26 protein-coding genes are annotated in these 26960 nt (G+C 64.6%); 12 read left to right on the top strand and 14 right to left on the bottom strand.

The window, feature by feature from the left end; all coding sequences use genetic code 11:
• Nucleotides 1–41: 41 nt before the first annotated feature.
• Complete coding sequence (locus ACVJNE_RS22675) at nt 42–398, top strand: DUF423 domain-containing protein (RefSeq protein ID WP_499569011.1); 357 nt, start codon at nt 42–44, stop codon at nt 396–398.
• Here the strand turns inward: ACVJNE_RS22675 and ACVJNE_RS22670 are convergent.
• The 8 genes from ACVJNE_RS22670 to infC form a co-directional block, all read right to left on the bottom strand.
• Complete coding sequence (locus ACVJNE_RS22670) at nt 395–1381, bottom strand: Gfo/Idh/MocA family protein (protein WP_499569024.1); 987 nt, start codon at nt 1379–1381, stop codon at nt 395–397. The two genes, ACVJNE_RS22675 and ACVJNE_RS22670, sit on opposite strands and share 4 nt — an antisense overlap.
• A gap of 63 nt (nt 1382–1444) precedes the next feature.
• Complete coding sequence (locus ACVJNE_RS22665; RefSeq protein WP_499569023.1) at nt 1445–2044, bottom strand: nucleotidyltransferase family protein; 600 nt, start codon at nt 2042–2044, stop codon at nt 1445–1447.
• A gap of 10 nt (nt 2045–2054) precedes the next feature.
• A complete protein-coding gene (pheT, locus tag ACVJNE_RS22660) occupies nt 2055–4535 on the bottom strand; it encodes a phenylalanine--tRNA ligase subunit beta (protein WP_499569010.1) in 2481 nt (826 codons plus the stop codon).
• 3 nt (nt 4536–4538) lie between these two features.
• Nucleotides 4539–4958 carry a GFA family protein gene (locus ACVJNE_RS22655; RefSeq protein WP_438620475.1) on the bottom strand — a complete coding sequence of 140 codons (420 nt, stop codon included), beginning with the start codon at nt 4956–4958 and terminating at the stop codon, nt 4539–4541.
• Nucleotides 4955–6052: a phenylalanine--tRNA ligase subunit alpha gene (gene pheS / locus ACVJNE_RS22650; protein WP_368801396.1), complete on the bottom strand. Its 1098-nt coding sequence runs from the start codon at nt 6050–6052 to the stop codon at nt 4955–4957. Before pheS ends, ACVJNE_RS22655 begins: the two co-directional genes overlap by 4 nt.
• A gap of 127 nt (nt 6053–6179) precedes the next feature.
• Nucleotides 6180–6581, bottom strand: a complete 402-nt coding sequence (rplT, locus tag ACVJNE_RS22645) for a 50S ribosomal protein L20 (protein WP_368801395.1) — start codon at nt 6579–6581, stop codon at nt 6180–6182.
• 34 nt (nt 6582–6615) lie between these two features.
• Nucleotides 6616–6825, bottom strand: coding sequence for a 50S ribosomal protein L35 (rpmI, locus tag ACVJNE_RS22640; protein ID WP_173188599.1), 210 nt, complete (start codon nt 6823–6825; stop codon nt 6616–6618).
• A 249-nt stretch (nt 6826–7074) separates the two neighbouring features.
• Nucleotides 7075–7611: a translation initiation factor IF-3 gene (gene infC / locus ACVJNE_RS22635; protein ID WP_368801970.1), complete on the bottom strand. Its 537-nt coding sequence runs from the start codon at nt 7609–7611 to the stop codon at nt 7075–7077.
• A 216-nt stretch (nt 7612–7827) separates the two neighbouring features.
• Between infC and ACVJNE_RS22630 the strand changes: the two genes are divergently transcribed.
• The 4 genes from ACVJNE_RS22630 (at nt 7828) to ACVJNE_RS22615 (ending at nt 11193) form a co-directional block, all read left to right on the top strand.
• A complete protein-coding gene (locus tag ACVJNE_RS22630) occupies nt 7828–8610 on the top strand; it encodes an alpha/beta hydrolase (RefSeq protein ID WP_499569009.1) in 783 nt (260 codons plus the stop codon).
• Entirely contained in the window at nt 8610–9764 is a 1155-nt protein-coding gene (locus ACVJNE_RS22625) for a benzoate/H(+) symporter BenE family transporter (RefSeq protein ID WP_499569008.1), read from the top strand. Before ACVJNE_RS22630 ends, ACVJNE_RS22625 begins: the two co-directional genes overlap by 1 nt.
• 106 nt (nt 9765–9870) lie before the next feature.
• A complete protein-coding gene (locus tag ACVJNE_RS22620) occupies nt 9871–10308 on the top strand; it encodes a DUF2852 domain-containing protein (protein WP_499569007.1) in 438 nt (145 codons plus the stop codon).
• Between the two features lie 120 nt (nt 10309–10428).
• Nucleotides 10429–11193 (top strand): M48 family metallopeptidase, encoded by a 765-nt coding sequence (locus ACVJNE_RS22615; RefSeq protein WP_499569006.1) that lies wholly within the window; start codon nt 10429–10431, stop codon nt 11191–11193.
• On the opposite strand, the gene ACVJNE_RS22610 is transcribed toward ACVJNE_RS22615, so the two are convergent.
• Nucleotides 11194–11412 carry a hypothetical protein gene (locus ACVJNE_RS22610; RefSeq protein ID WP_499569005.1) on the bottom strand — a complete coding sequence of 73 codons (219 nt, stop codon included), beginning with the start codon at nt 11410–11412 and terminating at the stop codon, nt 11194–11196.
• Nucleotides 11413–11546: 134 nt separating this feature from the next.
• Here ACVJNE_RS22610 and ACVJNE_RS22605 point away from each other — a divergent pair, with 134 nt between their 5' ends.
• Genes ACVJNE_RS22605 through ACVJNE_RS22575 form a run of 7 tightly spaced genes read left to right on the top strand, consistent with a single transcriptional unit; the run spans nt 11547 to nt 17669 of the window.
• Nucleotides 11547–12206 (top strand): hypothetical protein, encoded by a 660-nt coding sequence (locus ACVJNE_RS22605; protein WP_499569004.1) that lies wholly within the window; start codon nt 11547–11549, stop codon nt 12204–12206.
• Nucleotides 12207–12238: 32 nt separating this feature from the next.
• Nucleotides 12239–12898: a phosphoribosylanthranilate isomerase gene (locus tag ACVJNE_RS22600; protein WP_499569003.1), complete on the top strand. Its 660-nt coding sequence runs from the start codon at nt 12239–12241 to the stop codon at nt 12896–12898.
• A gap of 26 nt (nt 12899–12924) precedes the next feature.
• The gene (trpB, locus tag ACVJNE_RS22595; protein ID WP_499569002.1) at nt 12925–14145 is read left to right on the top strand and encodes a tryptophan synthase subunit beta; all 1221 of its coding nucleotides are present in this window, start codon (nt 12925–12927) and stop codon (nt 14143–14145) included.
• Between the two features lies 1 nt (nt 14146).
• The gene (cutA, locus tag ACVJNE_RS22590) at nt 14147–14476 is read left to right on the top strand and encodes a divalent-cation tolerance protein CutA (protein WP_499569001.1); all 330 of its coding nucleotides are present in this window, start codon (nt 14147–14149) and stop codon (nt 14474–14476) included.
• 3 nt (nt 14477–14479) lie between these two features.
• A complete protein-coding gene (trpA, locus tag ACVJNE_RS22585) occupies nt 14480–15319 on the top strand; it encodes a tryptophan synthase subunit alpha (RefSeq protein ID WP_499569000.1) in 840 nt (279 codons plus the stop codon).
• 45 nt (nt 15320–15364) lie between these two features.
• Nucleotides 15365–16288: an acetyl-CoA carboxylase, carboxyltransferase subunit beta gene (gene accD, locus ACVJNE_RS22580; protein ID WP_499568999.1), complete on the top strand. Its 924-nt coding sequence runs from the start codon at nt 15365–15367 to the stop codon at nt 16286–16288.
• Between the two features lie 43 nt (nt 16289–16331).
• Nucleotides 16332–17669 carry a bifunctional folylpolyglutamate synthase/dihydrofolate synthase gene (locus tag ACVJNE_RS22575; RefSeq protein WP_368801388.1) on the top strand — a complete coding sequence of 446 codons (1338 nt, stop codon included), beginning with the start codon at nt 16332–16334 and terminating at the stop codon, nt 17667–17669.
• A 55-nt stretch (nt 17670–17724) separates the two neighbouring features.
• Here ACVJNE_RS22575 and trxA read toward each other — a convergent pair whose 3' ends face one another.
• The 5 genes from trxA to tsaE form a co-directional block, all read right to left on the bottom strand.
• A complete protein-coding gene (trxA, locus tag ACVJNE_RS22570) occupies nt 17725–18048 on the bottom strand; it encodes a thioredoxin (RefSeq protein ID WP_173188623.1) in 324 nt (107 codons plus the stop codon).
• A gap of 72 nt (nt 18049–18120) precedes the next feature.
• Nucleotides 18121–21645, bottom strand: coding sequence for a double-strand break repair helicase AddA (gene addA / locus ACVJNE_RS22565; RefSeq protein WP_499568998.1), 3525 nt, complete (start codon nt 21643–21645; stop codon nt 18121–18123).
• A complete protein-coding gene (gene addB / locus ACVJNE_RS22560; protein ID WP_499568997.1) occupies nt 21642–24758 on the bottom strand; it encodes a double-strand break repair protein AddB in 3117 nt (1038 codons plus the stop codon). Before addB ends, addA begins: the two co-directional genes overlap by 4 nt.
• On the bottom strand, nt 24755–25465 hold the full coding sequence (locus ACVJNE_RS22555) for a nucleotidyltransferase family protein (RefSeq protein WP_499568996.1): 711 nt from the start codon (nt 25463–25465) through the stop codon (nt 24755–24757). Before ACVJNE_RS22555 ends, addB begins: the two co-directional genes overlap by 4 nt.
• A complete protein-coding gene (tsaE, locus tag ACVJNE_RS22550; protein ID WP_499568995.1) occupies nt 25462–26958 on the bottom strand; it encodes a tRNA (adenosine(37)-N6)-threonylcarbamoyltransferase complex ATPase subunit type 1 TsaE in 1497 nt (498 codons plus the stop codon). The genes ACVJNE_RS22555 and tsaE overlap by 4 nt, the downstream gene beginning before the upstream one ends.
• Between the last annotated feature and the right edge of the window lie 2 nt (nt 26959–26960).

Genomic DNA, 26960 nt, shown 5'->3' with positions numbered 1-26960 from the left:
TGTCATCAACACCTCCCAATCTGAAAGGATCTGGTAGCAGGATGACGGACAGCGGGCGCTTTTTCATCGTGGTCGGTGGCCTGGCCGGCGCGGCCGGTGTCGCCCTTTCGGCAGTCGCGGCCCATGCCGGCGGCGGCAATGTCGGCACGGCCGCTTCGTTCCTGCTTGCCCATGCGCCCGCCTTGCTGGCCATCGGCCTGATCGGCGGCAACCGCGTACTGAAAGGTGGCGGGGCTATCCTGCTCCTCGGCCTCGTGCTCTTCTGTGGCGATCTTCTGGCGCGTCATTACGCCGGGTCTAGGCTGTTCCCGATGGCCGCGCCCGCCGGCGGGACGCTGCTCATCGCGGGGTGGCTGGTGGTCGCCGCGTCGGCGCTCGCCGCCAGCTCCAGACGTTAGACCGGCTCCCAGCCGTCCTTTTCGCCCGCGCGATAGATCGCGTCGATCAGATTCTGGTTTTTCACCGAATCCTCAAGCGTGAAGACCGGAGCGTTCTCGCCACGGGCCGCGCGGGCGAAATTCTCCGCCTGCAACCGGTATTGCTGCGTTCCGGGGAAACGGAACACCTGCGCTTGCGCGTGGTCGCGGTCGTGCAGGGTGACGCGGTGATGGTCGTAGCCGCCGGCATTGAAAGGGGCCGCAACCTCGATGAAGCCGGCATCGCCGTGGAACACCATCGATTGCCTCGCCGCAAGCTGTGTCGAGACATAGAAGGACAGCTCGAACGTGCCGAAATCGGCGCGCATGCTGGCGTAAATGTCTGTGCCGAAGGTGGGGTCGCGCTCGACGCTCGCCTGCACGCGCACCGGTTCGGCGCCGGCGACGAAACGGGTAGTGACGGTCGGGTAGACACCGATGTCGGGCAATGCGCCGCCGCCAAGCTCGGGCTGGTTGCGCATGTTGTGCGGGTCGACATTGTGATAGGCGAACGCCCCCTGCACGTGGCGCAGCCGGCCGATGGCCCCGCCGCGCACCAACTCGCGCACCTTCAGCCACTGCGGATGGTGCGTGACCATGAAGGCTTCCGAGATCAGCACGCCGTTGCGGTCGCGCGCTTCTATCACCGCCTGGATATCCTCGGCCTTAAGCGCCAGCGGCTTCTCGACCAGCACGTGCTTACCGGCATCGGCCGCCCTGATCGCCCATTCGACATGCTGCGAGGTCGGCAGCGGGATGTAGACGCCGTCGATCGTGTCAGAAGCCAGCATATCTTCGTAGGAGCCGAAGGCATGCGGCGCGCCGAAGCGCAGCGCGGCGGCGCGTGCGCGCTCGGCATCGCGGCTGGCAATCGCCGAAAGCACGCCGTTGTCGGCCTCGACGATCGCAGGAATCACCTGCTCGCGGGCGATCTTTGCGGTGGAGAGAATCCCCCAACGGAACATCATTGCGTCTCCTGAACGGTTTTTGAGGAGGCTAGTCGGCGGGGAGGCAAAAGGAAAGCGCGGCTACCAAGGTTCGACAGTTACCTCTGGCCAGGTCGTTACGGCGCGAAGACCCTTCGCCTGGTGCGTCGTGCGGTTGTCCAGTACGCGATTGGGAGTGAGGCGAAAGGAAAAAATATCGTCAAGTCCGAAAGGCGCTGTCAGTTGGAGCCGGTCATCGTCCAGCAGCCGGACTCCAACTGCGTGTGTCTTCGATGCGAAATGCGCGACCGAATGTGTGGAGCTCAGATATTGGGGGCAAGGACGCCCGAATTTCGCCGGCGCCCACAAATGCACCCGCGCCTGATTGCGAATCTCGACCGGCAGCGTCAGATGCGCGAAGGCTGGCGCAGCGCGCGCGATCACCGCATCCTCCCCCTTGTAGGAGAGATCGTCGCCATCGAAATAGAAGAGATCAATGTCCTTGGTACCGTAGCCCGGCGGACGCCCGGTCAGCGCATTCCAGACGGCGTTATAGAGCACGCCGGAAACGACCAGCCAGTCCGGCAGCGCCAGATCGCGCGCGGCGCATAGCGCCGCGCGAACATTTCGGTCGGCCCAGATAATATCGAGAAAGAGGCGTTTCTGCTCCGCGTCAGGCAGGTTGGCGTAACGCAGATGCATCGTCACGCCATCACCCCCGCAGCACACCGCCGGTCTGCTTGGCGACGTTCTCCACGATGCGGCCTGCCAGCGCCTCGAAATCCTCGTCGGTGAGTGTGCGCTCGACCGGCTGGATGGCGACCTCGATGGCGACCGACTTCTTGTCGGCGCCGAGCGACGACCCCTCGAAGATGTCGAAGACGCGCACGCCGGTGATCAGCTTCCTGTCGGCGGCGCCCGCTGCACGGGTCAGCGCGGCTGCCTCGACGCCCTTGTCGACGACGAAGGCGAAATCACGCCGCACCGCCTGGAACGGCGACAGGTCTAGCCGCGGCTTGGTGCGCGTGGCCTTCGCCTTCGGCTCGGGAACGACGTCGATGAACACCTCGAAGCCGCAGAGCGGCCCCGACACGTCGAGCGCCTCGAGCGTCTTGGGGTGGAACTCGCCGAAGGTGCCGAGTACCACCTTGGGGCCGAGCTTGATCGTGCCCGAACGACCGGGATGGTACCAGGCCGGGCCGCCTGCCTCGACCTGAAGCTTGTCGACCGGCGCGCCGCAGGCTTCGAGCGCGGCGAAGGCATCGGCCTTGGCGTCGAAGACGCCGACGGATGCGGCATTGCCGGCCCAGTGGCGGCCCTGGCCTTCCATCTTCGCCGTGCCGCGCCGTACGCCGCCGGCCACCCGGCGCTGCTGCTCGGGCCTGTCGCCCTCATAGGTGCCCGACACCTCGAACAGCGCCACGTCGGCGAAGCCGCGATCGGCATTGCGCTGGGCAGCGGCAATCAACCCCGGCAGCAGCGACGGGCGCATGTCCGACATGTCGGCCGCAATTGGGTTCGCCAGCTTCAATTCAGGCTGCCCACCACCGAAAAGCTCGGCATGCCTTGCGGGGATGAACGACCAGGTCACGGCCTCCATCATGCCGCGCACGGCCAGCGCACGCTTGGCCGCACGGGTGCGGATCTGCAGGGTCGTCAGGATGCGGCCGTTGACGGCATCATGAGAGACCAGCGGCTGCGGGTCGATCTTCTCGACGCCGTGAATGCGCATCACCTCCTCGACCAGGTCAGCCTTGCCGTCCACGTCCGGACGCCAGGATGGCACCGCCACGTCGACTCGGTCGCCGGACGGCACGGCATGCACGCCGCTCGATGGCATGAGCTCGGCAAGCCCGCCAGGAGCCGAAATCGTCATCTCGACCGCATCGGCCACCGTGAAGCCGAGACGCGAAAGGATCGACCGGCTTTCCTCCGGCGCGATCTCGATGCCGGTCAAACGCTTCACCTCGGCGAAGGGGAAGGAAACGACCCTGGGCTCGTGGCCTGCATAACCCACCACTTCAGTCTCGCTGGGCGTGCCGCCGCACAGCTCGGTCACCAGCTTCGTCGCCAGCTCGATGCCTGGCACCATGAACTCGGGATCGACGCCCCGCTCGAACCGGTAGCGGGCATCGCTGACGATGCCGAGCGTACGGCCTGTGCGGGCGGTCGCCATCGGGTCCCACAGCGCCGATTCGATCAGCACGTCGGTCGTTGCCTCGTCGCAGCCCGAATGCTCGCCGCCCATGATGCCGGCGATCGATTCGACCCCGTTATCATCGGCGATGGCGCACATGTCCGGCGTAAGCGTGTATTCACGCCCGTCGAGCGCCAGCACCGTCTCGCCCTCCTTCGCGCGACGCACGACGAGATTACCGGCAACCTTCTTCGCGTCGAAGACGTGCAGCGGGCGGCCCCGGTCGAAGGTGACGTAGTTGGTGATGTCGACCAGCGCGTTGATCGGACGCAGGCCGATAGCAATGAGCCGCTGCTGCATCCATTTCGGCGACACGCCATTCTTCACGCCCCTGACCAGCCGCAGCGCGAAACCGGGGCAGAGCTCCGGCGCCTCGATCGTCACCTTGACAGGACAGGCGCCTTCGCCAGCCACCGGTGCGACCGCACCATTCTTCAGCGTGCCGAGTCCGGCCGCTGCAAGGTCCCGCGCGATGCCGTAGACGCTGGTCGCGTCCGGCCGGTTCGGCGTCAGGTTGATCTCGATCACCGGGTCATCGAGCTTCGCCCAGGTCGCGAAAGGCGTGCCGACCGGCGCATCCTCCGGCAGATCGATGATGCCGTCATGCTCATCGGAAAGCTGCAATTCGCGCTCGGAACACATCATGCCGCGGCTTTCGACGCCACGGATGTTGCCCACCGACAGCGTCACGTCGATGCCCGGAACATAGGTGCCGGGGGCCGCGAACGCACCGACGAGGCCGGCGCGCGCATTCGGCGCGCCGCAGACGACCTGCACGGGATCGCCCGAGCCGGTGTCCACGGACAGAACCCGCAGCTTGTCGGCGTCCGGGTGCTTTTCGGCCGTAAGCACCCTGGCGATGACGAACGGCTTCAGCGCCGCCTTGTCGTCAACGCTCTCGACCTCGAGGCCGATCATGGTGAGCGTGTCGACGATCTCAGCCAGCGAGGCGTCGGTGTCGAGGTGATCTTTCAGCCAGGAAAGGGTGAATTTCATGGTTCAGTTCCGTTGCTCGGGCTGGCGTTCGATGGAGAAGCCGTCGAGGTGGGGCAGGCCGTCATCCATATGCACGAATGGCAGGCGCCGCTTCTCGAAGGCGTGCAGTGTCGGCGGATAGCGCTCCGGCTCGTCCATGAAGCCGAGCGCGAAATAGAGATCGCCCGGCAACAGGTCGTCGCGATAGCCGATCTGGCTGCCGCAATGCTCGCAGAACGAGCGCTCCACGCCGCCGGAACGAAACGTCTTCGGCGTGCCGAACCAGGCGATCTCGGTCTCGCGCCAGGCGACAAAAGCCATCAACGGCGCGCCTGTCTGCTTGCGACAGTCGCGGCAGTGGCAATAGGAGCGCAGAAACGGCTCCGTCCTCATCTCCGCCGAGATGAGTCCGCAGCGGCAGGAGCCGGTGTGGACCTTGCTCACGAGCTCAGCCCGCCGAACAGCGTCGGCATGTCGAGCGGGCGGAAGCCGTAATGCTGGAGCCAGCGCACGTCCGCATCGAAGAAGGCGCGCAGGTCCGGCATGCCGTATTTCAGCATCGCGATGCGGTCGATACCCATGCCCCAGGCGAAGCCTTGATATTCGTCCGGATCGAGCCCGCCGAAACGCAGCACGTTCGGATGCACCATGCCGCAGCCGAGGATTTCCATCCAGTCGTTGCCCTCGCCGAAGCGCACTTCGCCCGGCCGCGAGCGATCGCACTGGATGTCCACCTCCAGCGACGGTTCCGTGAACGGGAAGAAGGACGGCCTGAACCGCATGTTGAGCGACGGCACCTCGAAGAAGGCCTTGCAGAACTCCTCCAGCACCCACTTCATGTTGGCGACATTGGCGGTCTTGTCGATCACCAGCCCTTCGAGCTGATGGAACATTGGCGAATGGGTGGCGTCCGAATCCTGCCGGTAGGTTTTGCCCGGAATGACGATGCGGATCGGCGGCTTCTGCGTTTCCATGGTGCGGATCTGCACCGGCGAGGTGTGGGTACGCAGAAGCATGCGCTCGCCCGCCTCGTTCGGATTGAAGAAGAACGTATCGTGCATCTCGCGCGCCGGGTGGCCTTCCGGGAAATTCAGCGCGGTGAAGTTGTAGTAGTCGGTCTCGATGTCCGGCCCCTCGGCGATCGAGAAGCCCATGTCGCCGAAGATCGCGGCGATTTCGTCGACGATCTGGCTGATCGGGTGAATGCGGCCACGTTCGGCGGGCGACTGACGTACCGGCAGAGTCACGTCGAGCTTTTCCGCGGCGAGACGGGCGTCGATCGCCGCATCGCGCAGCTCGTTCCTGCGCGCGGCGAGCGCCTCGGCCACGCGGTTTTTCAGGCCGTTGATCGCCGGCCCCATCACCTGACGCTCTTCCGCGCTCATCGCGCCCAGAGTCTTCAACTTCTCGGAGACGCTGCCCTTCTTGCCAAGGGCCGAGACGCGCACCGCCTCGATCGCCTGCTCGTCGGCCGCGCCGGCGATGTCGGAAAGCAGCGCGGCTTCAAGTTGTTCCAGTTCGGCTTGCTGTGCGCTCATGTCTTCGGGTCACTTCCTGCGGTCAGATTCACGTGAAACGCGCTCGGCGGATACGAAAAAACCCGCGCCAGCCCTGCCAGCGCGGGTTTCCCAATATCAGTTTTCGAATGCTTGGGAAGCGCTGGTCTTAAGCGACAGCGCTTTCAAAAGCATTCGGCGTGGTGTCCTTGAGGTATTCGAGCGCGGTCTTCGACTTGGCGACCAGCGCAGCGAATGCCTGCGGCTCATGGATGGCCATGTCGGACAGAACCTTGCGGTCGATCTCGATGCCGGCCTTGTTGAGGCCGTCGATGAAGCGGCCATAGGTCAGGCCGTGCTCGCGGACGGCCGCGTTGATGCGCTGGATCCACAGGGCGCGGAAATTGCGCTTGCGGTTCTTGCGGTCGCGGTAGGCGTACTGCAGCGACTTCTCGACCGCCTGCTTGGCGATGCGGATGGTGTTCTTGCGGCGGCCGTAGAAACCCTTGGCCTGGGAAAGAACCTTCTTGTGCTTGGCGTGGGCGGTAACGCCCCTCTTCACGCGTGCCATGTCATGATCTCCTTAAATCTCGTATCCAGCCGGCTCAGAGGCCGCCGCCGTTGGGCAGGAAGTTCTTGATGACCTTCTTGGCATCCGGTTCTGCGAGAACCATCGTGCCGCGGGCATCGCGGATGAACTTGTTGGTACGCTTGATCATGCCGTGGCGCTTGCCCGCGGCAGCGGACTTCACCTTGCCGGTGGCCGTGATCTTGAACCGCTTCTTGGCGGCCGACTTGGTCTTCATCTTGGGCATTTTGCTTCCTTTCTGGAGACGCAGTGAAGCGCCGTTGTCTTGCTTCGGACCGACCAAAGTCCGAAAAGCATAAAAGACCGCCACGGCATGCCCTGCCGGGCGGCTTTCTGTTTTGAACGCGGCCTTATAGCGGCGAGGCCGAAAAAGCGCAACAGCCGATTGAAAGGCTGCACGTAGCGCCTCTTCACTGAGCGGTTGCGGGCGAAGGCCGCGTAGGCGGCCTTCGCCATTTCCATCAGCGTGCTTGCTCTATTTCGGCGCCAGGACCATCATCATCTGACGGCCTTCGAGCTTGGGCTCGGCCTCGACCTTGGCGATTTCGCCGACCTCTTCCTTGACCCGGTTGAGAAGCTGCATGCCAAGCTCCAGATGCGCCATCTCGCGGCCGCGGAAACGAAGCGTCAGCTTGACCTTGTCGCCTTCGTCGAAGAAGCGGCGAACGGCCTTCATCTTCGTCTCGTAGTCGTGGTCGTCGATGTTCGGACGCATCTTGATCTCCTTGATCTCGATGGTCTTCTGGCGCTTGCGAGCCTCGGCGGCCTTCTTCTGGCTCTGATATTTCATCTTGCCGAGGTCGGCGATCTTGCACACCGGAGGCTGGGCGTGGGGCACGATCTCGACAAGATCCATGCCGGCGTCTTCCGCGGCAAGCAGCGCATCATTGATTGAAACGACGCCGCGGTTCACACCTTCGGCATCGATAAGCTGCACCTGCGGAACGCGAATCTCGAGATTTGCGCGCGGCCCTTCCTTGACCGGGGCTGCGGCTCTGTGTGGTCTGCGAATGGTCGTAGTCTCCTCGAATCGTTGACGAGATTGGTTGTAAAATATGCCTGCGCATGCCTTGCAGCGCGCTCGGCGCGACCGTCATTAGCACATGAGCGGAAGAATCACGAGCCCCCTGAACGCTTTGCCTCGAGGGAACGAGCGTCACCGGGTGACCGTCACGGGGGTAGGCGTGCCGGCAAGCTCGTCATATAGGAAGGCCCGGAGGTTTCGTCCATGCAAAACAGCACTCCCGAATACCTGTCGGTCGATGGTGACCGCATCGCCGTGCGCCACCGCAACGGCAAGACGCCAGGCGTCGTGTGGCTCGGCGGCTACCGTTCCGACATGCTGGGCACCAAGGCCGAGACTCTCGATCAATGGGCGGCGGAGCATGGCCATGCGTTCACCCGCCACGACTATTCGGGTCACGGTGAATCGGGTGGCGCCTTTGCGGACGGGACGATCTCGCGCTGGCTGGCGCAGAGCCTCGCCGTCTTCCGCCAGCGCACGGTCGGACCGCAGATTCTCGTCGGATCGTCGATGGGCGCCTGGATCGCGCTGCGCATGGTACAGGAGTTGCACAAGGCTGGAGAAGGGGAGCGCGTCGCCGGCATGCTGCTTCTGGCGCCGGCACCCGATTTCACGGTCGAGCTGATGGAGCCGCAGCTCACCGATAGCCAGCGCTTCGATCTCGAGGAGCAGGGTTTTTTCGCCGAGCAGTCGGACTATTCGCCGGAGCCCAATATCTACACGCGCGCGCTTTTCGAAGACGGGCGCGCCAACCGGGTTATGGTTGGGCTCATCGATACGCACTGCCCGGTGCATATCCTGCAGGGCATGGCCGATCCCGACGTGCCTTACGAGCATGCGCTGAAGCTTGTCGAGCACCTGCCGGCCGACGACGTGACGGTTTCGCTGGTTCGCGACGGAGACCATCGCCTGTCGCGGCCGCAGGACCTGTCGATGATGGTCGCCGCCCTTGAAGGCCTGGTCGACCGCGCGGCGGAACGCTCCTGATGCGCACATCCGTCCCGGCTTCCGCGTTCGTCGCGGCAATCGTCGGCTTCGGCGGAACGCTCGCCCTGATCATCGCGGCGGCCAGCACGGTCGGGGCGACCCGCGAGCAGACGACGAGCTGGGTCGCGGCGGTCTGCCTGGCGATGGCCTTCGAAACGGCCTGGCTTTCATGGCGCTACCGCATGCCGGTGGTGACCGCATGGTCGACGCCAGGCGCCGCACTGGTCGCGGCAAGTTCCGGTTTCACCATCGAGCAGGCCGTCGGCGCCTTCATCGTTGCCGCGCTGCTGTTGGTGGCGACAGGCCTGTTCAAGCCGCTGACCCGCCTGATCTCGCGGATACCGGCTTCGGTCGCATCGGGCATGCTTGCCGGCATCGTCGTCAGCTTCGTGATGGCGGCGGCAGGAACGGCGCAGGCGGATGCCAGCCTCGTGTTGCCGCTGTTGGCGGCATTCTTTCTGATTCGGCTGGTCAGCCCCGCCATGTCGGTGCTTTTCGTGCTCGTGGGAGGCGTTGTCCTGGCCTGGCTGACGGGCCGGGTGCCGGCGCTGCCGCCCGTGGAAATCTCGACCCTGACCTGGATCACACCAGAATTCTCGCCAACGGCGATCATCGGACTGGCGATCCCGCTCTATCTGGTGACGATGGCCTCGCAGAACCTGTCCGGCCTCGCCGTACTCAGGGCATCGGGCTACGAACCGCCGGCTGGTCCACTTATTGCCGTGACCGGCTTCTTCTCGCTTGTTTCGGCATCGTTCGGCGCGATCACGACCAACCTTGCGGCGATTTCGGCCGCGATCTGCACCGGTCCGGATGCACACCCCGATCCGCAGAAGCGCTGGCTGACAGGCCCGTTCTACGCGCTGACCTATCTGGTCTTCGCACTGTTCGGCGCTTCGCTGGTGTCGCTGTTTGCGGTGCTGCCGCCGAGCCTCATCGTGCTCGTCGCCGGCCTCGGCCTTCTGGCGCCGCTTGCCAACGCGCTATCGATCGCCATCGCCGAACCGGGCGACCGCATCGCCGCGACGGTCGCGTTCGCGGTCACCGCGTCCGGCCTCACAGCGGCCGGGATCGGCTCCGCCTTCTGGGGCCTGGTCGCCGGCATTGTCGTTCTGGCTCTGGACGCAGCGAAAATCCGGCTTTCCAAACAGTAGCTTATCCGGTTTTCCACTGCCCAGTCTTGAATGGCGATTTGGCCGTTCCCATTTCGAAATCATGCAGCCGATCGGGGCTGCGCCCAACCAAAGGGAACGGATGATCATGACCAAGACCGCTCTGATCCGTCCTGCGTGGACGCCTGCCACCATCGCGCTGATGGTCGTTGGTTTCATGGTGTTCTGGCCGCTCGGCCTTGCCATGCTCGCCTACATTCTGTGGGGCGATCGCCTTGAAGATTTCAAGGGTGACTGGAGCAGGACGCGCGAAAGCTTTTTCGGCTCTTGCCGGAAAGGAGCACACATGCACGCACGGACAGGAAACGTCGCTTTCGACGACTGGCGCGCCAAGGAACTCGAGCGCCTCGCTGAAGAGCGCCGCAAGCTCGACGAAATGCGCGAAGAATTCGACGATTACGCCCGCGAACTTCGCCGGGCGAAAGACCAGCAGGAGTTTGACCGCTTCATGGCCGAACGCTCCAAGACGACGCCTGCACCCCGCAAGGGCAAGAAGGGTGGCGAAGGCCTGCTCGACGAAGTCTGACACAAGGTTTGCACGCAAGTGCATCCTCCCGGAAACGGCGCTGGAAATATCCGGCGCCGTTTTCGTTTGAGCGCATCTGCGGTCACTCCACGGCCACGACGAATCGGATAGATTACCGACATGGTCCTCGGCTTCCTCAGACAATCCCGCACTGCGAAAGCGACGCGCAGCGTTGCGCAGGAGCGCCTTCACGTGGTCGGAAGCCGCGAATTGCCGCTGCGGATCGTCGAGAACGACCGTGCCAAGCGTTTGACGCTGCGCATCGATGCGGGCGGTCGGGGGCTGCGGATCACGGTGCCGCCCGGTCTGGCGCGCGGCGAGGTGGAGCGCTTTCTCGACAGGCACCAGGGCTGGCTGGAGACGAAACTCGCCAAGGTGCCGGATCAGCCGCAGGTGCGGACCGGCATCAAGCTCCCGCTCAGGGGCGTGCCGCATCTCATCGTCCATGAACCGGATAAGCGCGGAACTGTCACCGTGGGCCGGCAAGACGATGCGCCTGCACTTTTCGTGCACGGAGAGAAGCGGCACCTGCCCCGGCGGCTTGCCGACTTTCTCAAGCGCGAGGCCAGGCGCGACATCGAGGCGCTGGTGGCCAAGCACACGGCCGCCGTCGGCAGGGCAGCGAAAGCGGTGCGTTTCAAGGATACCTCTTCACGCTGGGGGTCCTGCACGGCCGATGGCAGCCTGTCCTTTTCGTGGCGCATCATGATGGCGCCCCCGACGGTGATCGACTATCTCGTTGCCCACGAGGTCGCCCATCTGCGCGAAATGAACCACGGGCCGAAGTTCTGGGCGTTGTGCCGCGAACTCTGTCCGCGAACGGACGAGGCCCGCGCCTGGCTCAAGCGCAATGGCGGCGCCTTGCAGGCGATACAGTTCGCTTAGTCAGTCATCGTTCGCGGCGTTGAGGTCTTCGGGGCGGGTGCCTTCGGAGGCGGTTCGAGGCCACGGCAGGAAATCGGGCTCGAACTGATCGCTTGCGAAATAGTCGAGCGCGCGCTGGCCTTCGGAACCGGCTGCCAGACCATCGCCGACCAGCGATGCGATTACGGAGCGGGCCTGCTCCAGCTTCGCGCGCACCTTCATCGTTTCGTTATCGCTCATAGCCACCTTCTCCCGCCTAGCTGGATCAGGTCTAAACCTAGACCATGACGCCATCGGAATGAACCGCCGGGATTCTCGACTTGGTCGGCATTTCATGGCAAGCGTTGCCACGTTGCGCGTCCCCGGAGGCAGGATTGGACTTCTTCAATTTCGCCAAGGCAGTCGAGCAGGGCATCTACGACGTGATGATGTGGATACTTTTCTATCCACTGACACTGCTGCGCATGATCGTGCGCCCGGCTTCAACACTGCAATATGTCTACGCCGAATCGCGAGACGATCCCGATGTCGCCTTTTCAGAGGCCATGCGCCCGGCGCTCATGATCTTCATCTCGATCACCATCGGTACGCTCCTCACTCCCTTCACCGACGAACAGCGCGCCCTGTTGCTGGGGACAACCATCGGCAGCCTGCTTGCGAGCTCATGGTTCTTCCTGATCTTCTACAGGATGGTGGTGTTTTCGTTTTTTCCGCTATGCGGCGCGCTGCTGCTCGACCTGCTGACGCCGGGCTCTATCTCTCGCGAAACGCTGCGAACGCCATTTTATCTGCAGTGCTATATCTGCGCCCCTTTCGCGCTGATCGCATCGCCGACGCTGGTCAACATCCAGCACGATTCCATGCCCGTCTATGCCGCGTTCGCGGCGGTGACCCTCTGGTTTCTGGCCGTGCAGTATATCTTCTTTCGCGACTACGCACGTCAGACCGTTGTGCGTTCGCTGCTTCTGGCTCCCGCCGTGCTGGTGCTCGGCATCATTGGCGGCATCGTGCTCGGTCTCGTGGCAGCTTCTTGAAATCCGCCATCTTTCGTGCCGATAAGAAGAGCATGAACTTCGACATCAAGATATGCGGACTGAAGACGCCGGAGACGCTGGATGCTGCCGTTGCGGGCGGCGCCTCGCATGTCGGCTTCATCTTCTTCGCCAAGAGCCCGCGCAACGTGGCACCGGAGCAGGCGGGTGCTCTACGTCTGGCCGCGAGAGGCAAGGCGCAGGCGGTGGCCGTTACCGTCGACGCGGATGACGCGTTTCTCGACGCGATCGTCCAGGTAATGGCGCCGGACATGCTGCAGCTTCATGGCAAGGAAAGCCCCGAACGCGTGGCCGAGGTCAAGGCGCGCTACGGCCTGCCGGTGATGAAGGCCTTTTCGGTCAGCGCGGCGGCTGATCTCGACCGGATCGCCCCTTGGCGTGGGGTCTCGGACCGGTTCCTGTTCGACGCCAAGCCTCCCAAGGGGTCAGAACTTCCCGGCGGCAACGGCGTTTCGTTCGACTGGCGTCTGCTGGCAGGCCTTGACCCGAGCATCGATTACATGCTTTCGGGAGGATTGAACGCCGCCAATATCGGCGACGCGCTGAGGTTAGCGAACCCGCCCGGCATAGACATCTCGTCGGGCGTGGAAAGTGCACCGGGCGTCAAGGACACGGCGTTGATCGAAGATTTCTTCAAATCCGTCAGGATTGCACGGGGCAGAAGCGCCGCCTGACGGGACCGTTCCCGAGGAGACCGGCCGTGAACCAGCCTGTGACCCCCAATTCGTTCCGTACCGGCCCCGACGAGCAGGGCATGTTCGGTATGTTCGGCGGTCGTTTCGTTGCCGAAACGCTGATGCCACTGATCCTCGATCTCGAGTCCCACTGGAACGAAGCCAAGAACGATCCTGAATTCAAGGCCGAGCTGCAGGCACTGTCGACGCATTACGCCGGCAGACCCTCGAAGCTCTATTTCGCGGAGGGGCTGAGCCGGCATCTCGGCGGCGCGAAGATCTATTTCAAGCGCGAGGACCTCAACCACACCGGCTCGCACAAGATCAACAACTGCCTCGGGCAGATCCTTCTGGCCAAGCGGATGGGCCGCAAGCGCATCATCGCCGAAACAGGCGCGGGTCAGCACGGCGTGGCCTCGGCCACCGTCGCGGCGCGGTTCGGGTTTCCGTGCGTCGTCTATATGGGCGCCACCGATGTCGAGCGTCAGAAGCCCAACGTCTTCCGCATGAAGCTGCTCGGTGCGGAGGTGAAGCCGGTTTCGGCCGGCCACGGCACGCTCAAGGACGCCATGAACGAGGCGTTGCGCGACTGGGTCACCAATGTCGAGGACACCTATTACCTGATCGGCACCGCGGCCGGCCCGCACCCCTATCCGGAACTCGTGCGCGAATTCCAGTCGGTGATCGGCACCGAGGCGCGCGGCCAGATCCTGGAGCAGGAAGGCCGGTTGCCCGATGTGGTGATCGCCGCCGTCGGCGGCGGGTCCAACGCAATCGGCATCTTTCACCCCTTCCTCGACGACAAGGACGTCAAGATCATCGGCATCGAGGCCGGTGGGCACGGGCTCAACGGCGACGAACATTGCGCCTCGATGAATGCCGGAAGACCCGGCGTGCTGCACGGCAATCGTACCTATCTGCTGCAAAACGATGACGGGCAGATACTGGACGGCCATTCGATCTCGGCCGGTCTCGACTATCCGGGTGTAGGCCCCGAGCATTCGTGGCTGCGCGACAGCGGCCGTGTCGACTACGTGCCGATCATGGACGACGAGGCGATGGAGGCTTTCCAACTTACCACGCGGACCGAGGGCATCATTCCGGCGCTCGAATCGTCCCACGCCATCGCGCACGCGATGAAGATCGCGCCGAAAATGGGCAAGGACGAGATCATCGTCGTCAACCTCTCCGGCCGGGGCGACAAGGACGTGCACACCGTAGCCAAGATGATGGGCATGGAGATCTGAGTTGGCCGGCGCGCAATTCGTCGACATCTGGATCAACTGTCCCGACCGCGCCATTGCCGAACGCATAGCGAAAGCGGCGGTCGGCGACAGGCTCGCCGCGTGCGCCAATGTCTTTCCGCAGATTTCCAGTATCTATCGATGGAAGAGCGCAGTGGAGCAGGCCGACGAGATACCGTTGCTGCTCAAGTCGCGTTCCGCTCACTTCGAAGCCGTTGTAGAGCTCGTAAGCTCCATCCACCCATACGAGACGCCGTCGATCGTCGCGACCGAACTGGTTGCCATCGACGCGGGCTATGCCGACTGGCTGGCCGCCGAAACCAGGGAACCCTGATCCATGACCGATACCCGCATCGACCGCCGCATGGCGAAACTGAAGGCCGAGGGCCGGCCGGCGCTCGTGACGTATTTCATGGGCGGCGACCCCGACTACGACACTTCGCTGGCGATCATGAAGGCGCTTCCCAAGGCAGGCTCCGACGTGATCGAGCTTGGCATGCCGTTTTCCGACCCGATGGCGGACGGCCCCGCAATTCAGGCGGCAGGCCTGCGCGCACTGAAGAGCGGGCAGACGCTGGCCAAGACGCTGCGCATGGCGAGCGAGTTCCGCGAAGGGGACGACGAGACCCCGATCGTGATGATGGGCTACTACAATCCGATATTCATCTACGGTGTGGATCGCTTCCTCCAAGACGCGAAAGAGGCGGGCATTGACGGGCTCATCATCGTCGACCTGCCGCCGGAAATGGACAACGAGCTCTGCATTCCGGCGGTGAAGGCCGGCATCAACTTCATCCGCCTCGCCACACCCACGACGGATGACAAGCGCCTGCCCAAGGTGCTCGAAAACACGTCGGGCTTCGTCTACTACGTATCGATGACGGGCATCACCGGCTCGGCCCTGCCCGATACGAGCAAGGTCGGTTCGGCTGTCGCGCGCATCAAGGCGCATACAGAGCTGCCGGTGTGTGTGGGCTTCGGCGTCAAGACGGCGGAGCAGGCGCGCGCGATCGGGGCGTCCGCGGATGGCGTGGTGGTCGGCACCGCGATCGTCAACGCCGTGGCAAACGTCATCGGCCCTGACGGCAAGCTGGTGGCCGACCCGGCCGAGGCGGTTGCGACCCTGGTCGACGGGCTGGCGCACGGTGTTCGGCGCGCCCGCCTTGCTCCGGCCTGATAGACGCTCCATCTAGAGCCTGTACGCAGTATCGAGGACATCGCCATGAACTGGATCACCAATTTCGTCCGCCCGAAGATCAATTCCTTCCTCGGCCGCCGCGAGATGCCTGAAAATCTCTGGATCAAGGATCCGGAGACCGGCGAAATGGTGTTCCACACCGAGCTGGAGGGGAACCAGTGGGTTATCCCATCTTCCGGCTACCACATGAAGATTTCGGCGAAGGAACGCCTCAAGGCGTTTCTCGACAACGGCGCCTACGAGCTGATCGACAACCCCAAGGTCGCGGCCGATCCGCTGAAGTTCCGCGACGAGAAGCGCTACACCGACCGGCTGCGGGACTACCGGACCAAGACCGGCCTCGAAGACGCGGTGCTTTCGGCCACCGGTGCCATCGAGGGATTGCCCATCGTCGTCACCGTGCAGGATTTCGCCTTCATGGGCGGTTCGCTCGGCATGGCGGCAGGCGAGGCGATCGTGAAGGCGTTCGAGACCGCCGTCGAACTGAAGCGCCCGATGGTGCTGTTCTCGGCCTCGGGCGGCGCGCGCATGCAGGAGGGCATCCTGTCGCTGATGCAGCTCGCACGAACCACTGTCGCGGTCGACCGGCTGAAGGAAGCCGGCCTGCCCTATATCGTGGTGCTGACAAATCCGACTACCGGCGGCGTGACAGCCTCCTACGCGATGCTGGGCGACATCCACATCGCCGAGCCGGGGGCGGTGATCGGTTTCGCCGGTGCCCGCGTGATCGAGCAAACCATTCGCGAGAAGCTTCCCGAAGGCTTCCAGCGCTCCGAATATCTGATGGAGCACGGTATGGTCGACATGGTCGTGTCGCGGCTGGAGATGAAGGAAACCGTGGCGCGGCTTCTGAAGATACTGGTCAAGGAAAAGGTGGTGGCAGACCCCGAGAGGGAAGTCCTGCCCCCGCCCGCCGAACCGGCTGCAGAGAACCGACCGGAAGCATGATCTTGGGGTCGCACGCCCCGCAACGACGCCGGGATCGGTCACGATGACCACGCAAGCACATGCCGCAGAGCGCGAGATCGAGCGCTTGATGACCCTTCATCCGAAGGGTTTCGACCTCTCGCTGGACCGCATTTCGCGGCTGCTGGAGCGATTGGGCAATCCGCAGGATCGCATGCCGCCGGTGATCCATATCGCCGGCACCAACGGCAAGGGTTCGGCCGCTGCGTTTTCGCGCGCGCTGATCGAGGCATCCGGCCTGAGCTGCCACGTGCACACCTCGCCGCACCTGGTCAACTGGCACGAGCGCTATCGCATCGGCGCGCCCGGCGGCAGCCGGCTGGTCGAGGATTCGGTGCTGGCTGACGCGGTTGCCCGCGTTGCCGAGGCCAATCAGGGCGAGACGATCACCGTCTTCGAAATTCTCACCGCGACGATGTTCCTGCTGTTCTCCGAACATCCGGCAGACGTGGCAATCGTCGAGGTGGGGCTGGGTGGTCGGTTCGACGCCACCAACGTGATTGCCCGACCGGCGGTCAGCCTCATCATGCCGATCTCGCTCGACCACGAAGCCTATCTCGGCGACCGAGTGGAATTGATCGCGGCCGAAAAGGCCGGGATCATGAAGCCCTCATGCCCGGTGGTCATCGGCGCGCAGGAATACGAGGACGCGCGCGATGTCCTGATCGAAACCGCCGACCGCCTCGACTGCCCGCTTCTCGTTTACGGGCAGGATTTCCTGGCCTTCGAGGAAAACGGCCGGATGATCTATCAGGACGATGACGGGCTGTTCGACGTGACGCCGCCACGCCTGCCAGGCAGACATCAATATGCCAACGCCGCCGCAGCCATTGCCGCCGTCAAGGCGGCCGGCTTCGAGATCGGCCACCGCGTTGCCGAAGCGGCGATGGCGCGCGTCTACTGGCCGGGGCGCATGCAGAAGCTGACCGAGGGGCGGCTGGTGGACCTCGCACCACGCGGCGCCGAAATCTGGATCGATGGTGGACACAATCCCGGTGCAGGCGCGGCCGTAGCCGAGGCACTGGCCGACCAGGAGGAAAAGCGTCCCCTGCCGCTGGTGCTGATCGCCGGCATGATCAACACCAAGGACCAGACCGGCTATTTTCACAACTTCGTCGGCATGGTGCGGCACGTCTTCACCGTGCCTGTGAATGAGAGCGATGCAGGCGTACCCAACGACGAGCTGGCCGCACGTGCCATTGCGGCGGGGCTTGCTGCGGAACCGGTCGCATCCGTCGAGAACGCTCTGATGCTGTTGCGGGACGCCTGGGACGATCCGGAGCATCCCCCGCGCATCCTGATCTCGGGATCGCTCTACCTTGTCGGCGAAGTGCTGGCGAAAAACGGCACTCCGCCTGTGTGATCAAAGAAAAAGCCCGGCGCAAAGGCCGGGCTTTTTGTCGGTACCTGCCTGACCGTCAGGCGACGGCGCCACCGATCCATGCCGAGAGCGCGGTCTTGGGAGCGGCGCCAACCTTCATGTCGGCGACTTCGCCGTCCTTGAAGAGCATCAGCGTCGGGATAGAGCGCACACCGTACTGTGCGGCGAGTTCCGGGTTCTCGTCGATGTTCAGCTTTGCGATCTTCACCTTGCCGCCGAGCTCCGTGGAAATTTCCTCGAGCGCGGGCGCAATCATCTTGCAGGGGCCGCACCATTCTGCCCAGAAATCGACCACCACAGGCTCGGAAGCCTGGAGCACTTCGGCCTGGAAGGTGTTCTTGTCTGTGGTGACAGTGGCCATGTGGGTCTCCTTGATAGGATTGTGTCGCCAGATATGTGGGACTCTCGGAAGCCCCATTCAAGCATTGTTCTGTCACGCATGGGTGAGTCGGGCAAGCGCGTCGTCCATCGTCGTCGCCGACACAGCAATCAACACCGGCGCCTCGGTGTAGACAAGGGCAGCCCGGATTTCACGATCCGGATAGAGTGGCGCTAGAAGCGCTCTATATAGCGCCATCTGAGCGATATGCGTTTCCGGCACTTCGTGCAGGCTGCCGGGCGGCGGACGATTGGTTTTGTAGTCGACGATCAGCACTGCATCTTCGGTGATGACAAGCCTGTCGATGCGTCCGGAGACGGCGCGTTCTCCGCTTCCGAGCGCCACGCGGCCCATGATTTCCACTTCGGCGCGCGACCCGTCATCGAAAATCGCGGCGAAACCGGGATCGTGCAGCACGGTATCGACGGAGTCCCATAATCGTTCAGCCTCACCATCCGGCCAGGCACTTCCGATGCGCGCAAGATAGCGGCTCCCGGCGGCGGTGCGTTCGGCGAAGGGTACCGCCGGCAGAACCTGCAGCAGCCTGTGGACCGCCAGCCCACGCTCGAGCGCATAGGACTGCGCGGCGGGCGCGTCGAGTACCGGCGAGCGGGACCCGGGCACGACGTCCGTATCGCGTTCGACCGTCGCACCGGCACCCGACGGCGACAGCGGGCGGGGCAACAAAGGGGCGGGCGTTAACGGTTGGTACAGGGCCGGCGGCGGCGGATTTGCCGAACCCGGCTTCTCGACGGTCCCCTGCGCCGCGACGACCGCACCTGTTTTCGTCACTTGGTAACGCAGGACGGTTTCGCCTGTGGCAGGATTCCGCACTTCGCTCGTATGCGGGGACGCCATGAGCGCATCGCGCGCCAGGGCGTGCCAGCTCCCTTCCGGCTGGCCGCGCTTTCCATGGTAGCCACAGATAACCAACCGGTCCTCGGCACGTGTCATGCCCACATAAAGGAGGCGCCGATATTCCTGCTCGGCCTTGCGACGGGCGGATGACGACAAGCCGAGAGCGAAGCTGTTGTTCATGTCGGCGGTGGCGCGCCACAGAAACCCGTTGCCGACCCAACCGCCGGATGGCGCGGCAAAGGGCACGAGGCGCGGAAGGTGACTGTCGGAAAAGGCCGCCGAGCCGCTGTCGACGAGAAACACGACGGGTGCCTCCAGCCCCTTAGCGGCATGAGCCGTCATGATACGCACCTCGCCGCGGGTCTGATCCATCTCGCGCTTGATTTCCGGGCCGCCGCCGTCGAGCAAAGCGATCAGCGCCTCAAGGCTGTTCACGCCGGTCCTTTCGGCGGCAAGACAGAAATTGAGGAACTCGTCGACCACGTCGCCGGCCTCCGGCCCCAGCCTAGCTATGAACCTGCGGCGCAAACCGTCGCGGGCGAGCAGGTTGGCGAAGAACTCGAATGGCGGCCTGTAGCCGGCTTCATTTCTCCAGCGAGTCAGCGTTTGGTAAGCTTGGGCTATTGCGTCGTCACTCTCGCCGGCGGCCCGCATCGCTGAAAGCAAGGAGCGGCCCTCCGGCCGCCTCGCGGCCAGTTCGAACAGCATCTCTTCGCTGAACCCGAAGGCCGGGCTCTTGAGCAACGCCGCAAGCGACAGGTCGTCCTCCGGCTGCAGGGCGATGCGCGCCACCGCCATCAGGTCCTGAACGGCGATGTGACCGGTCAACATCAGCCGGTCGGCGCCGGCAACGGGAATGCCGCGCGTCTTCAGTTCGCGGCCGAGCGCGTGGATGAAGCGATCGCGCTTCCTGACCAGCACCATCACGTCGCCAGGCGTCAGACGTCTGCCACGACCCGGGATCATTTCATCCGATGACAGCCAGTGTGCCACGGTGTCGGCGATCTGGCGCGCGAGCCGCACGGCGGGCGCGGACGCATGATCGATCGCCTCGGTCCAGTCGTCTGGCTCCTCGACTACCATGGGGCTTAACGATTCCCATAGCTCGACATGGCCCGGCGCGTTCTCGCGAATAGCCAGATGCTCGACCGGCTCGGGGTCGCGGGTGAGGCCGTCGCGGGCCACCTCGGAAGCAAAGACGAGATCGACCGCCGAAAGCACATCCTCCGTCGAGCGGAAAGAACGGGTGAGCTTGACCTGCTCGAACGCCCCGCGAGCCGCCAGAACGCGATTACGGAAGGTCCGCCCACTGAGCGCAAAGGATTCGGGCTCGGCACCCTGAAAGGAATAGATCGACTGCTTTTCGTCGCCCACCGCAAATACGGTTCGGCTCTCGTTCTCGCGCGCGCCTTGTCCGGAGAAGAACTCGGCCGCGAGCGCGTTGACGACCGCCCACTGGTCCGGGCTCGTATCCTGCGCCTCGTCGAGCAGGATGTGGTCGATGCCCTTGTCGAGCTTGTACTGCACCCAGGCGCCGGCATCCTCGCGGGATAGCAACGCCGCGGTGCGCGCGATGAGGTCGTTGAAGTCGAGGAAGCCGCGCGCACTCTTGAGGCGTTCGTAGCGTGCTATCAGCCAGTCTGCGAGAACCAGCGCCGCACGGGTGGCTTCCAGCATGGACAGGAGCGCGACGCGGTCGCAGGCCGTCTCGATTGCACCGGCAAATCGTTCGAACTCCTGCGCGAACTCCGGAAAATACTCGCCGACGCCCTTGGCCATGATCCGTGTCGCGGATTTCGGCGACCAGACGCCGGCCTTCCTGGTCAGGACGATCGTCCGCAAGGTCTTCAGCCGCTCGACGGGATCGGCGAGCGCGCAGGCGCCTGCAAGGTCAGCAGAGAAGGTCTCGGCGATCGACTTGCCGGCCGCCGATGCCCGGCTGCCGATGGCCCTGGCTAGGGCAGGATTGAAATACCGGTCGGGCCAGATGGCTTCGGCCAGGGATGCCGGCGTTTCCGCGCCGGCAAACCCGAATTCTGCAAAGAGCGGGCGAAAGCGCGTGTCGGCCTCACCCGCCTGCGCGATGAAGCGGCCCAACGCGCCACGCTGCGCGATGATCGCACCAAGCAGGGATTCGAGCCCGCTTTCACCGCCATAGGCCAACACACTCGCAAACGCTTCGGCAAGTTCCGGCTGGTTATTGCCGGCAGCCAGCGCGACCACTTCGCGGCGCGCCTCGGCCACCAGCGCCGCCTCCATCTGGCTGTCCAGCAACTGGAAATGGCCGGCAATGTTCGCTTCCAGCGGGAACTGATGCAGCACCGCCTCGCAGAAGGCGTGGATGGTCTGAATTTTCAGTCCGCCGGGCGTCTCCAGCGCGCGCGCAAAAAGCTGGCGGGCAAAGCGAAGGCGTTTCTGGTCCGGGCTTCTGCCGTCAAGTTCGGCCAGTTCGGCGGCCAACTTGTCTTCGTCCAGCGTGGTCCACCGGGCGAGGCTGGCAAAGACCCGGTTCGCCATGTTGGCCGCAGCCGCACGCGTATAGGTGAGGCAGAGAACGCGCGACGGCTCCGCACCGCCCAGCAACAGTCGGATGACCCGCTGCGAGAGCACGTGCGTCTTTCCCGAGCCGGCATTGGCCGACACCCAGGCCGAAACGCCCGGCGTGGAGGCCGTGGTCTGTGCCTTACGCGTATCTTCCGGGACCGTGAGCCGCGCGCTCATTCGCCCTCGCCTCCATCGCCCGGGCCGTCACCACCGGCCGACCATTCGAGCACGCGCGCGAGATGGTCGTAGTCGCCGCTGGTGTCGCCCTCACGGAACGGCAAGGCACGCGACAGATAGCCCGTCGTCTCGCTGCCATAGTACGCGAGCAGCCGCTCCAATCGCTCCCATGCCTCGGTCGAGAGCTGGTCGGCGGATTTGACCTGCCGGTTGTATTCGAGGATCGACTCCTCGATCACCTCGCCATTGGCCTTCATGCGCACATGGGCGAGCTCTGCCGGCGTGGTTGCGCCCGCATCGGCAAAGGCGCCGCGCATCAGGAGCGCGCCTTCCAGCGCCAGTTGGGGCGACAGGAGCGTATGCGCCTGGGCCTTGGACGGGGACGATCCCGTCTTGAAGTCGATTATGTCGGCCATGCCCGCCGCACGCAGGTCGATACGGTCGGCACGGCCGGAAAGTGAAACGCCAGTCGCGCCGACCGGCGTGGCATCCGCCCGCGCCTCGGCGAGCCTGCCCTTTATACCCGGTGGACGGCCCCGTTCCCACCCAATGAAGTGGCTCGCCATGCGCACGAAGCGCGGCCACCAGACTGCGTCGATGTCGGCCGGAAGTGCTGCGCGATCGAACAGCTCTCGGCCGATCTCGATCAGACGCGCTTCCGCCTCGGGCGAAAACGGATCGGTGCCGGACATCGCGAATGCGTGCACAATGTCGTGGAACAGCGTGCCGCGTTCCGCCGCTCCGGGGTCGCGCAACAGAGGCTCCAGCGGCTCCAGCTTCAGAATGCGCCGTGCATAGACCGCATAGGCGTCCCGGCGCAGGGTCTCGATCTCAGTGACGGAGAAACGCTGCGGCCTCAGCGCAAGCGGCGGCTTGGGTGAAGGCCGCGGCGCAAAGGGGACGGGCTCGGCCTTGTCCAGCTCGCGCGCCCATTCGAGCAGGGTGCGACCGCGGGCAGCCATGGATTTGACGGCTTCTTCGCCGGCAAATGTCTTCAGCCTCTGCAGCCAGCGCGACGCGAGCGCCGGCGCATCGCCGGCGCGCGCCGCGCGGCTCAGGACGACTTCGGGCGCGCCCATTGCCATGACGAAATCGTGTGCGGCCTGACCTATGCGCCGTTCCGGCGGCTCCAGCTCCATCCCAGCCTTCATGAAACGTGACATGAAGGGATCGGGCTCCGCCTTGCGCGGCCAGGAGCCTTCGTTGAGACCGCCGATCACAAGCGTATCGACCGACTGGAGCCTCGCTTCGAGAGCGCCCCAAATCGCAACGCGACTGTCGCCCGTGACCGAGGGCTTGACCGTGGCGCCGGCGATCAGGGCCTCGAACACGTCCGGCCACTGCCCTGCCTCGACATCGAGCGAGACGCTGGTGCCGGCCAGCGAGCGCAGGAAGGAAGCGAAGGCCTCGCCCGCATCGCCGCGATAAAGTTCTGTCAGCGATCCATCGGCGTCGCGGCCAAGCGCCTCGAAGCACTCGACCGACGTCCGGACGAGCGCGGCAATCGGCACGTCATTCCCGCGCAAGGCAGACAGCGCCGTCATGGCCTCGGCGACCTTGTCGAGCAGGAGCTGCGCCGCGTCTACCTGATCCCCTCGAAGGCGTGCGAGCCAGGGCGGCTTTCTCGGGTTCGCGCGACGTTCCTCGAACCGGCGTTCGAAATCCGCGCCCAGACTGGCGATGTCCGGCCGTCCGGTCCCCCCGCGCAGCGCGATCAGATCTATCGTTTCCGAGCCGTCCCGGACCCGCTCGCGACCCAGACCCGCCCGCAGCAGCGGATGCTTGAGAAGCGCCATGATCGAAACCGGATCGCCCGGCGCGAAAACGGTCTGAAGCATCAGCCGGAACAATGATGCGGGCGGCGTCAGGACCAGCGGGGTGCCGCCGGAATCGTCCGCCTCGATCCCGAAACGGCGCAGTTCGCCCGCCACCCGGCGGGCCAGCTCGCGATCGCCGGTTACCAGTGCCGCCGATCTGCTTCCGTTCGCGATGGCCAGCCGCAACGCCACCGCTATCGCCGACGCCTCTTCGCGTTCGTTGGCCGCTTCGACGAGACTGACGCCTTCGAATGCTTGCGGCCTTGCGGCATCGCGGTTGCGGATCCAGGCGTCTGTCGTCTCGGCGGGACGAAGCGCCTCGTTGACCGCCGCGATGCGGGCGGCAACGGACGGAAGCGATGTGGCGACCTCGACCACGTGATCGCGGCCGAGACCCAACACGCCGAGCAGCTTTTTCAGGCCGGCCTGTGGGTGTCCGAAGCTGGCGGGCGGGCTATCAGGCCGGCCAATCTCGCGCCAGCTTGGCTCGTCGAGCACAAGGTCCAGTCCGGGCAGGACAACCGCGCCTTGGGGAAGCCGCGAGATCGCTGCCAGCAACTGCGCTGTCGCGGGTATCGAGCCCGTTGATCCTGCTGCGATCACGGGACCAGACGGCGGGTTTCGGGCCAAGCGCTCCGCCTCGGCGAGGATCATCGCATTGCGATGCGCTGCCGGGTTGGAACGGTCGCGTTCTCTCAGAAGGTCGGGCCAGGCGCCGGTGACGATCTGCAGGAATTCGAGCGTCACCTGCCACCAGTTGGCAAGGTCTTCCGGTACGAGCTGCGTGAGGCGATTCCATTCCGCACCGCCGGTCTCGATCTCGTCCATCAGCGCGGCAAGATCGCGCGCCAGCCAGATCGCATCGGCTAATGAGGCCGGCACCACGACCTCTTCGTCGAACAGCGCCGCCACATGGGCAGGCAGGCGGCGCTTCCAGGCCTGAACCAGTGGGCTCAGGAGCAGAATGCGGTCGAGCGGTTCGATCGGCGGCGCCAGCGTCAGTTCGTCGGCTTGTCCGCCCTCGAATATCGCAGCGTCCTCATCGAACTCGCCCAGCGGCCGGATCGTCGGCAGGATGGCGGACACGCCGCCAAGTCGGTCGACGAACGCGCTGCGAAGCGCGCCGGCGGCACGGCGTGTTGGCAGGTAGATGGTGGCGGAGGCGAGTTTCATCGGATCGCCGTCAACGGCAAAGCCCGGCACGAGGCGACCCGACAGAAGAGCATCAGCCAGCGTCGGCAGAAACGGCTGGCCGGGTGGAATGGTGAAGACGCGCGGCGCAGGGCGGACGATCATGACCCGCCATGGCGCGCTATCGCGGTTTCCGCCGCTGCGACCGCATCCGGCGTGCCGACGGTGATCCAATGGCCGCGCATGGACATGCCAAACAGCCGGCCAGCCGCGATGGCGCGGTCGAAATAGATGTTGAGCGAATGCGGCTCCGCAACCGCGCCCTCAAAGATGCGGGGATGCACGATTGCCGCCCCGGCATAGATCACGCCCTCCGGCGCGCCGCGGGCGCGCGCAAGCCTGCCTTCGGCGTCGAGCAGAAAATCTGTCGAGCCGCTATGTCCGGTGGCATCGTGGGGTCGGGCAAGCATGAGAAGAATATCCATGCGCGCGCCGTCCCACGCAAGGGCAAGCCGCTCGAGATCCCGGCCGTCACGGTCGATCCAGAACGTATCGGCGTTGAGAATGTAGAAGGGCTCGGCCCCCAGTTCGGGCAACGCCTTGACAATGCCGCCTGCGGAATCGAGCAGCAATCCGCTCTCGTCGGACACGACGATATGCGGCCGGCTGCGCTGGCCCACATGATCGATGATCTGCCATGGCAGGTAGTGGACATTGACCACCGCCTTCTCCACCCCCGCCTGAGCCAAGGCGTCGAGGCCTCGGTCGAGCAGGGTTTTGCCGGCTATGCTTATCATCGGCTTCGGCATGGTGTCGGTCAGCGGTCGCATCCGCTTGCCGAGCCCGGCAGCCAGAACCATCGCCGTCTTCATAAGATGCCGAGCTCCGCATAAAGGTCACGCACCGGGCGCAGCCCAGGATGCTCGATGGCGCGGGCTACATAAGAGCGGATTCGCGGCAGATGCCTCAGATAGCCGGGCTTGCCATCGCGGACATCGAGACGCACGAAAATGCCGAGGATCTTCGTGTTGCGCTGCGCGGCCGTGATGGCATAGGCCGCTTCGAAAGCCTGCCGGTCGAAGCCGCCCGGCGCCCGGCGCGCGGCGACATATGCCTCGACAATTGCGCGTTCCAGTTCCGCCGGGATCGTGACGCGTGCATCCATGGCGAGCGATGCGACATCGTAGGCGGATGGGCCGATCATGGCATCCTGGAAGTCGATGATCCCGATGCGATCGCTACCCGAACGATCCTCCCGCCAGATGATGTTGGGCGAATGGACATCGCGGAGAAGGATGCTTTTCTCGCAGTGTTCGAGCGTGTCGAACACTGCGCCCCACGCCTGCGAGAAGGCCGCGCGTTCCGCATCCGTTGCCGGGCGGCCGGCAATATGGGGCAGATACCAGTCGACAAGCAGTTCGCTCTCGATCGAAAGGGCGTCGCGATCGAAGGGCGGGATCGTGTGTCCAATTCCCGGGGCGACGTCGACGTGCGGCGACCATTCGTGACGATGTATCGCGGCCAGAAGTTCAGCCGAAGCAAGATAGCGCTCGCCTATCGGCTCGCCGTCGGCATCGAGAATACCCTCGCTGCCAAGATTCTCGATCAGCAACAGCCCCCGCTCGAAATCCGATGCGTAGACCTCCGGAGCGCAGAAGCCCTTGTCACGCAGCGCCCGTGCGATGGCGACGAACGGGACCACCGATTCCGATATATGTGCGATCTGCGCATAGGGCTTGCCGTCGCGGACTGGTGGACCCGACGGCGGACGCGGCGCGTTCATGAGGATGACCGGCGCGCGCCCTTCGAAAGATATGGTTTCGTATGCACGCGCCGACGCATCTCCGACCAGATAGGCGCGGGTCGCCCCGCGACATCCGGATTGATCGAGGAATCCACGGATGGCCAAAGACCGGTCGAGACGCGCCATGAAGTCGGTCGGGCCTGTAATGTGCGCGCGTCGGCCCGCTCCATGTTCGGAAAGGACAACCGCGACGGCGTCGCCGGGCAATCTTTCTTCCGCGCGTTCCGGCCATTCGATCAACGCCACGCCATCGCGGACCGCCTCGTCGAAACCCAGCTCCTCGAATTCATCCGCGGCGGTCAGGCGATAGAGGTCGAAGTGATAGATCGGAAAACGCGCCTCATAGGCCTGCACGAGTGTGAAGGTCGGGCTAGGAACGTCCAGATCCGGCTCCCCGTGCATGCTGCGAATGATTGCGCGTGCGAGCGTCGTCTTGCCCACCCCGAGATCGCCATGAAGCGCCAGCACGTCACCGGGGCGGAGCATCGCAGCCAGGTCTTCGCCAAGGATGGACGAGGCGGTCTCGTCCGGCAGATCCAATTCGATCGAGCGCTCGACCATGA

This window comes from Mesorhizobium sp. DxT (genome assembly GCF_058448885.1).
The sequence above is the reverse complement of the archived record's forward strand: the minus strand, read 5'-3'. Positions and strand labels throughout refer to the sequence as shown.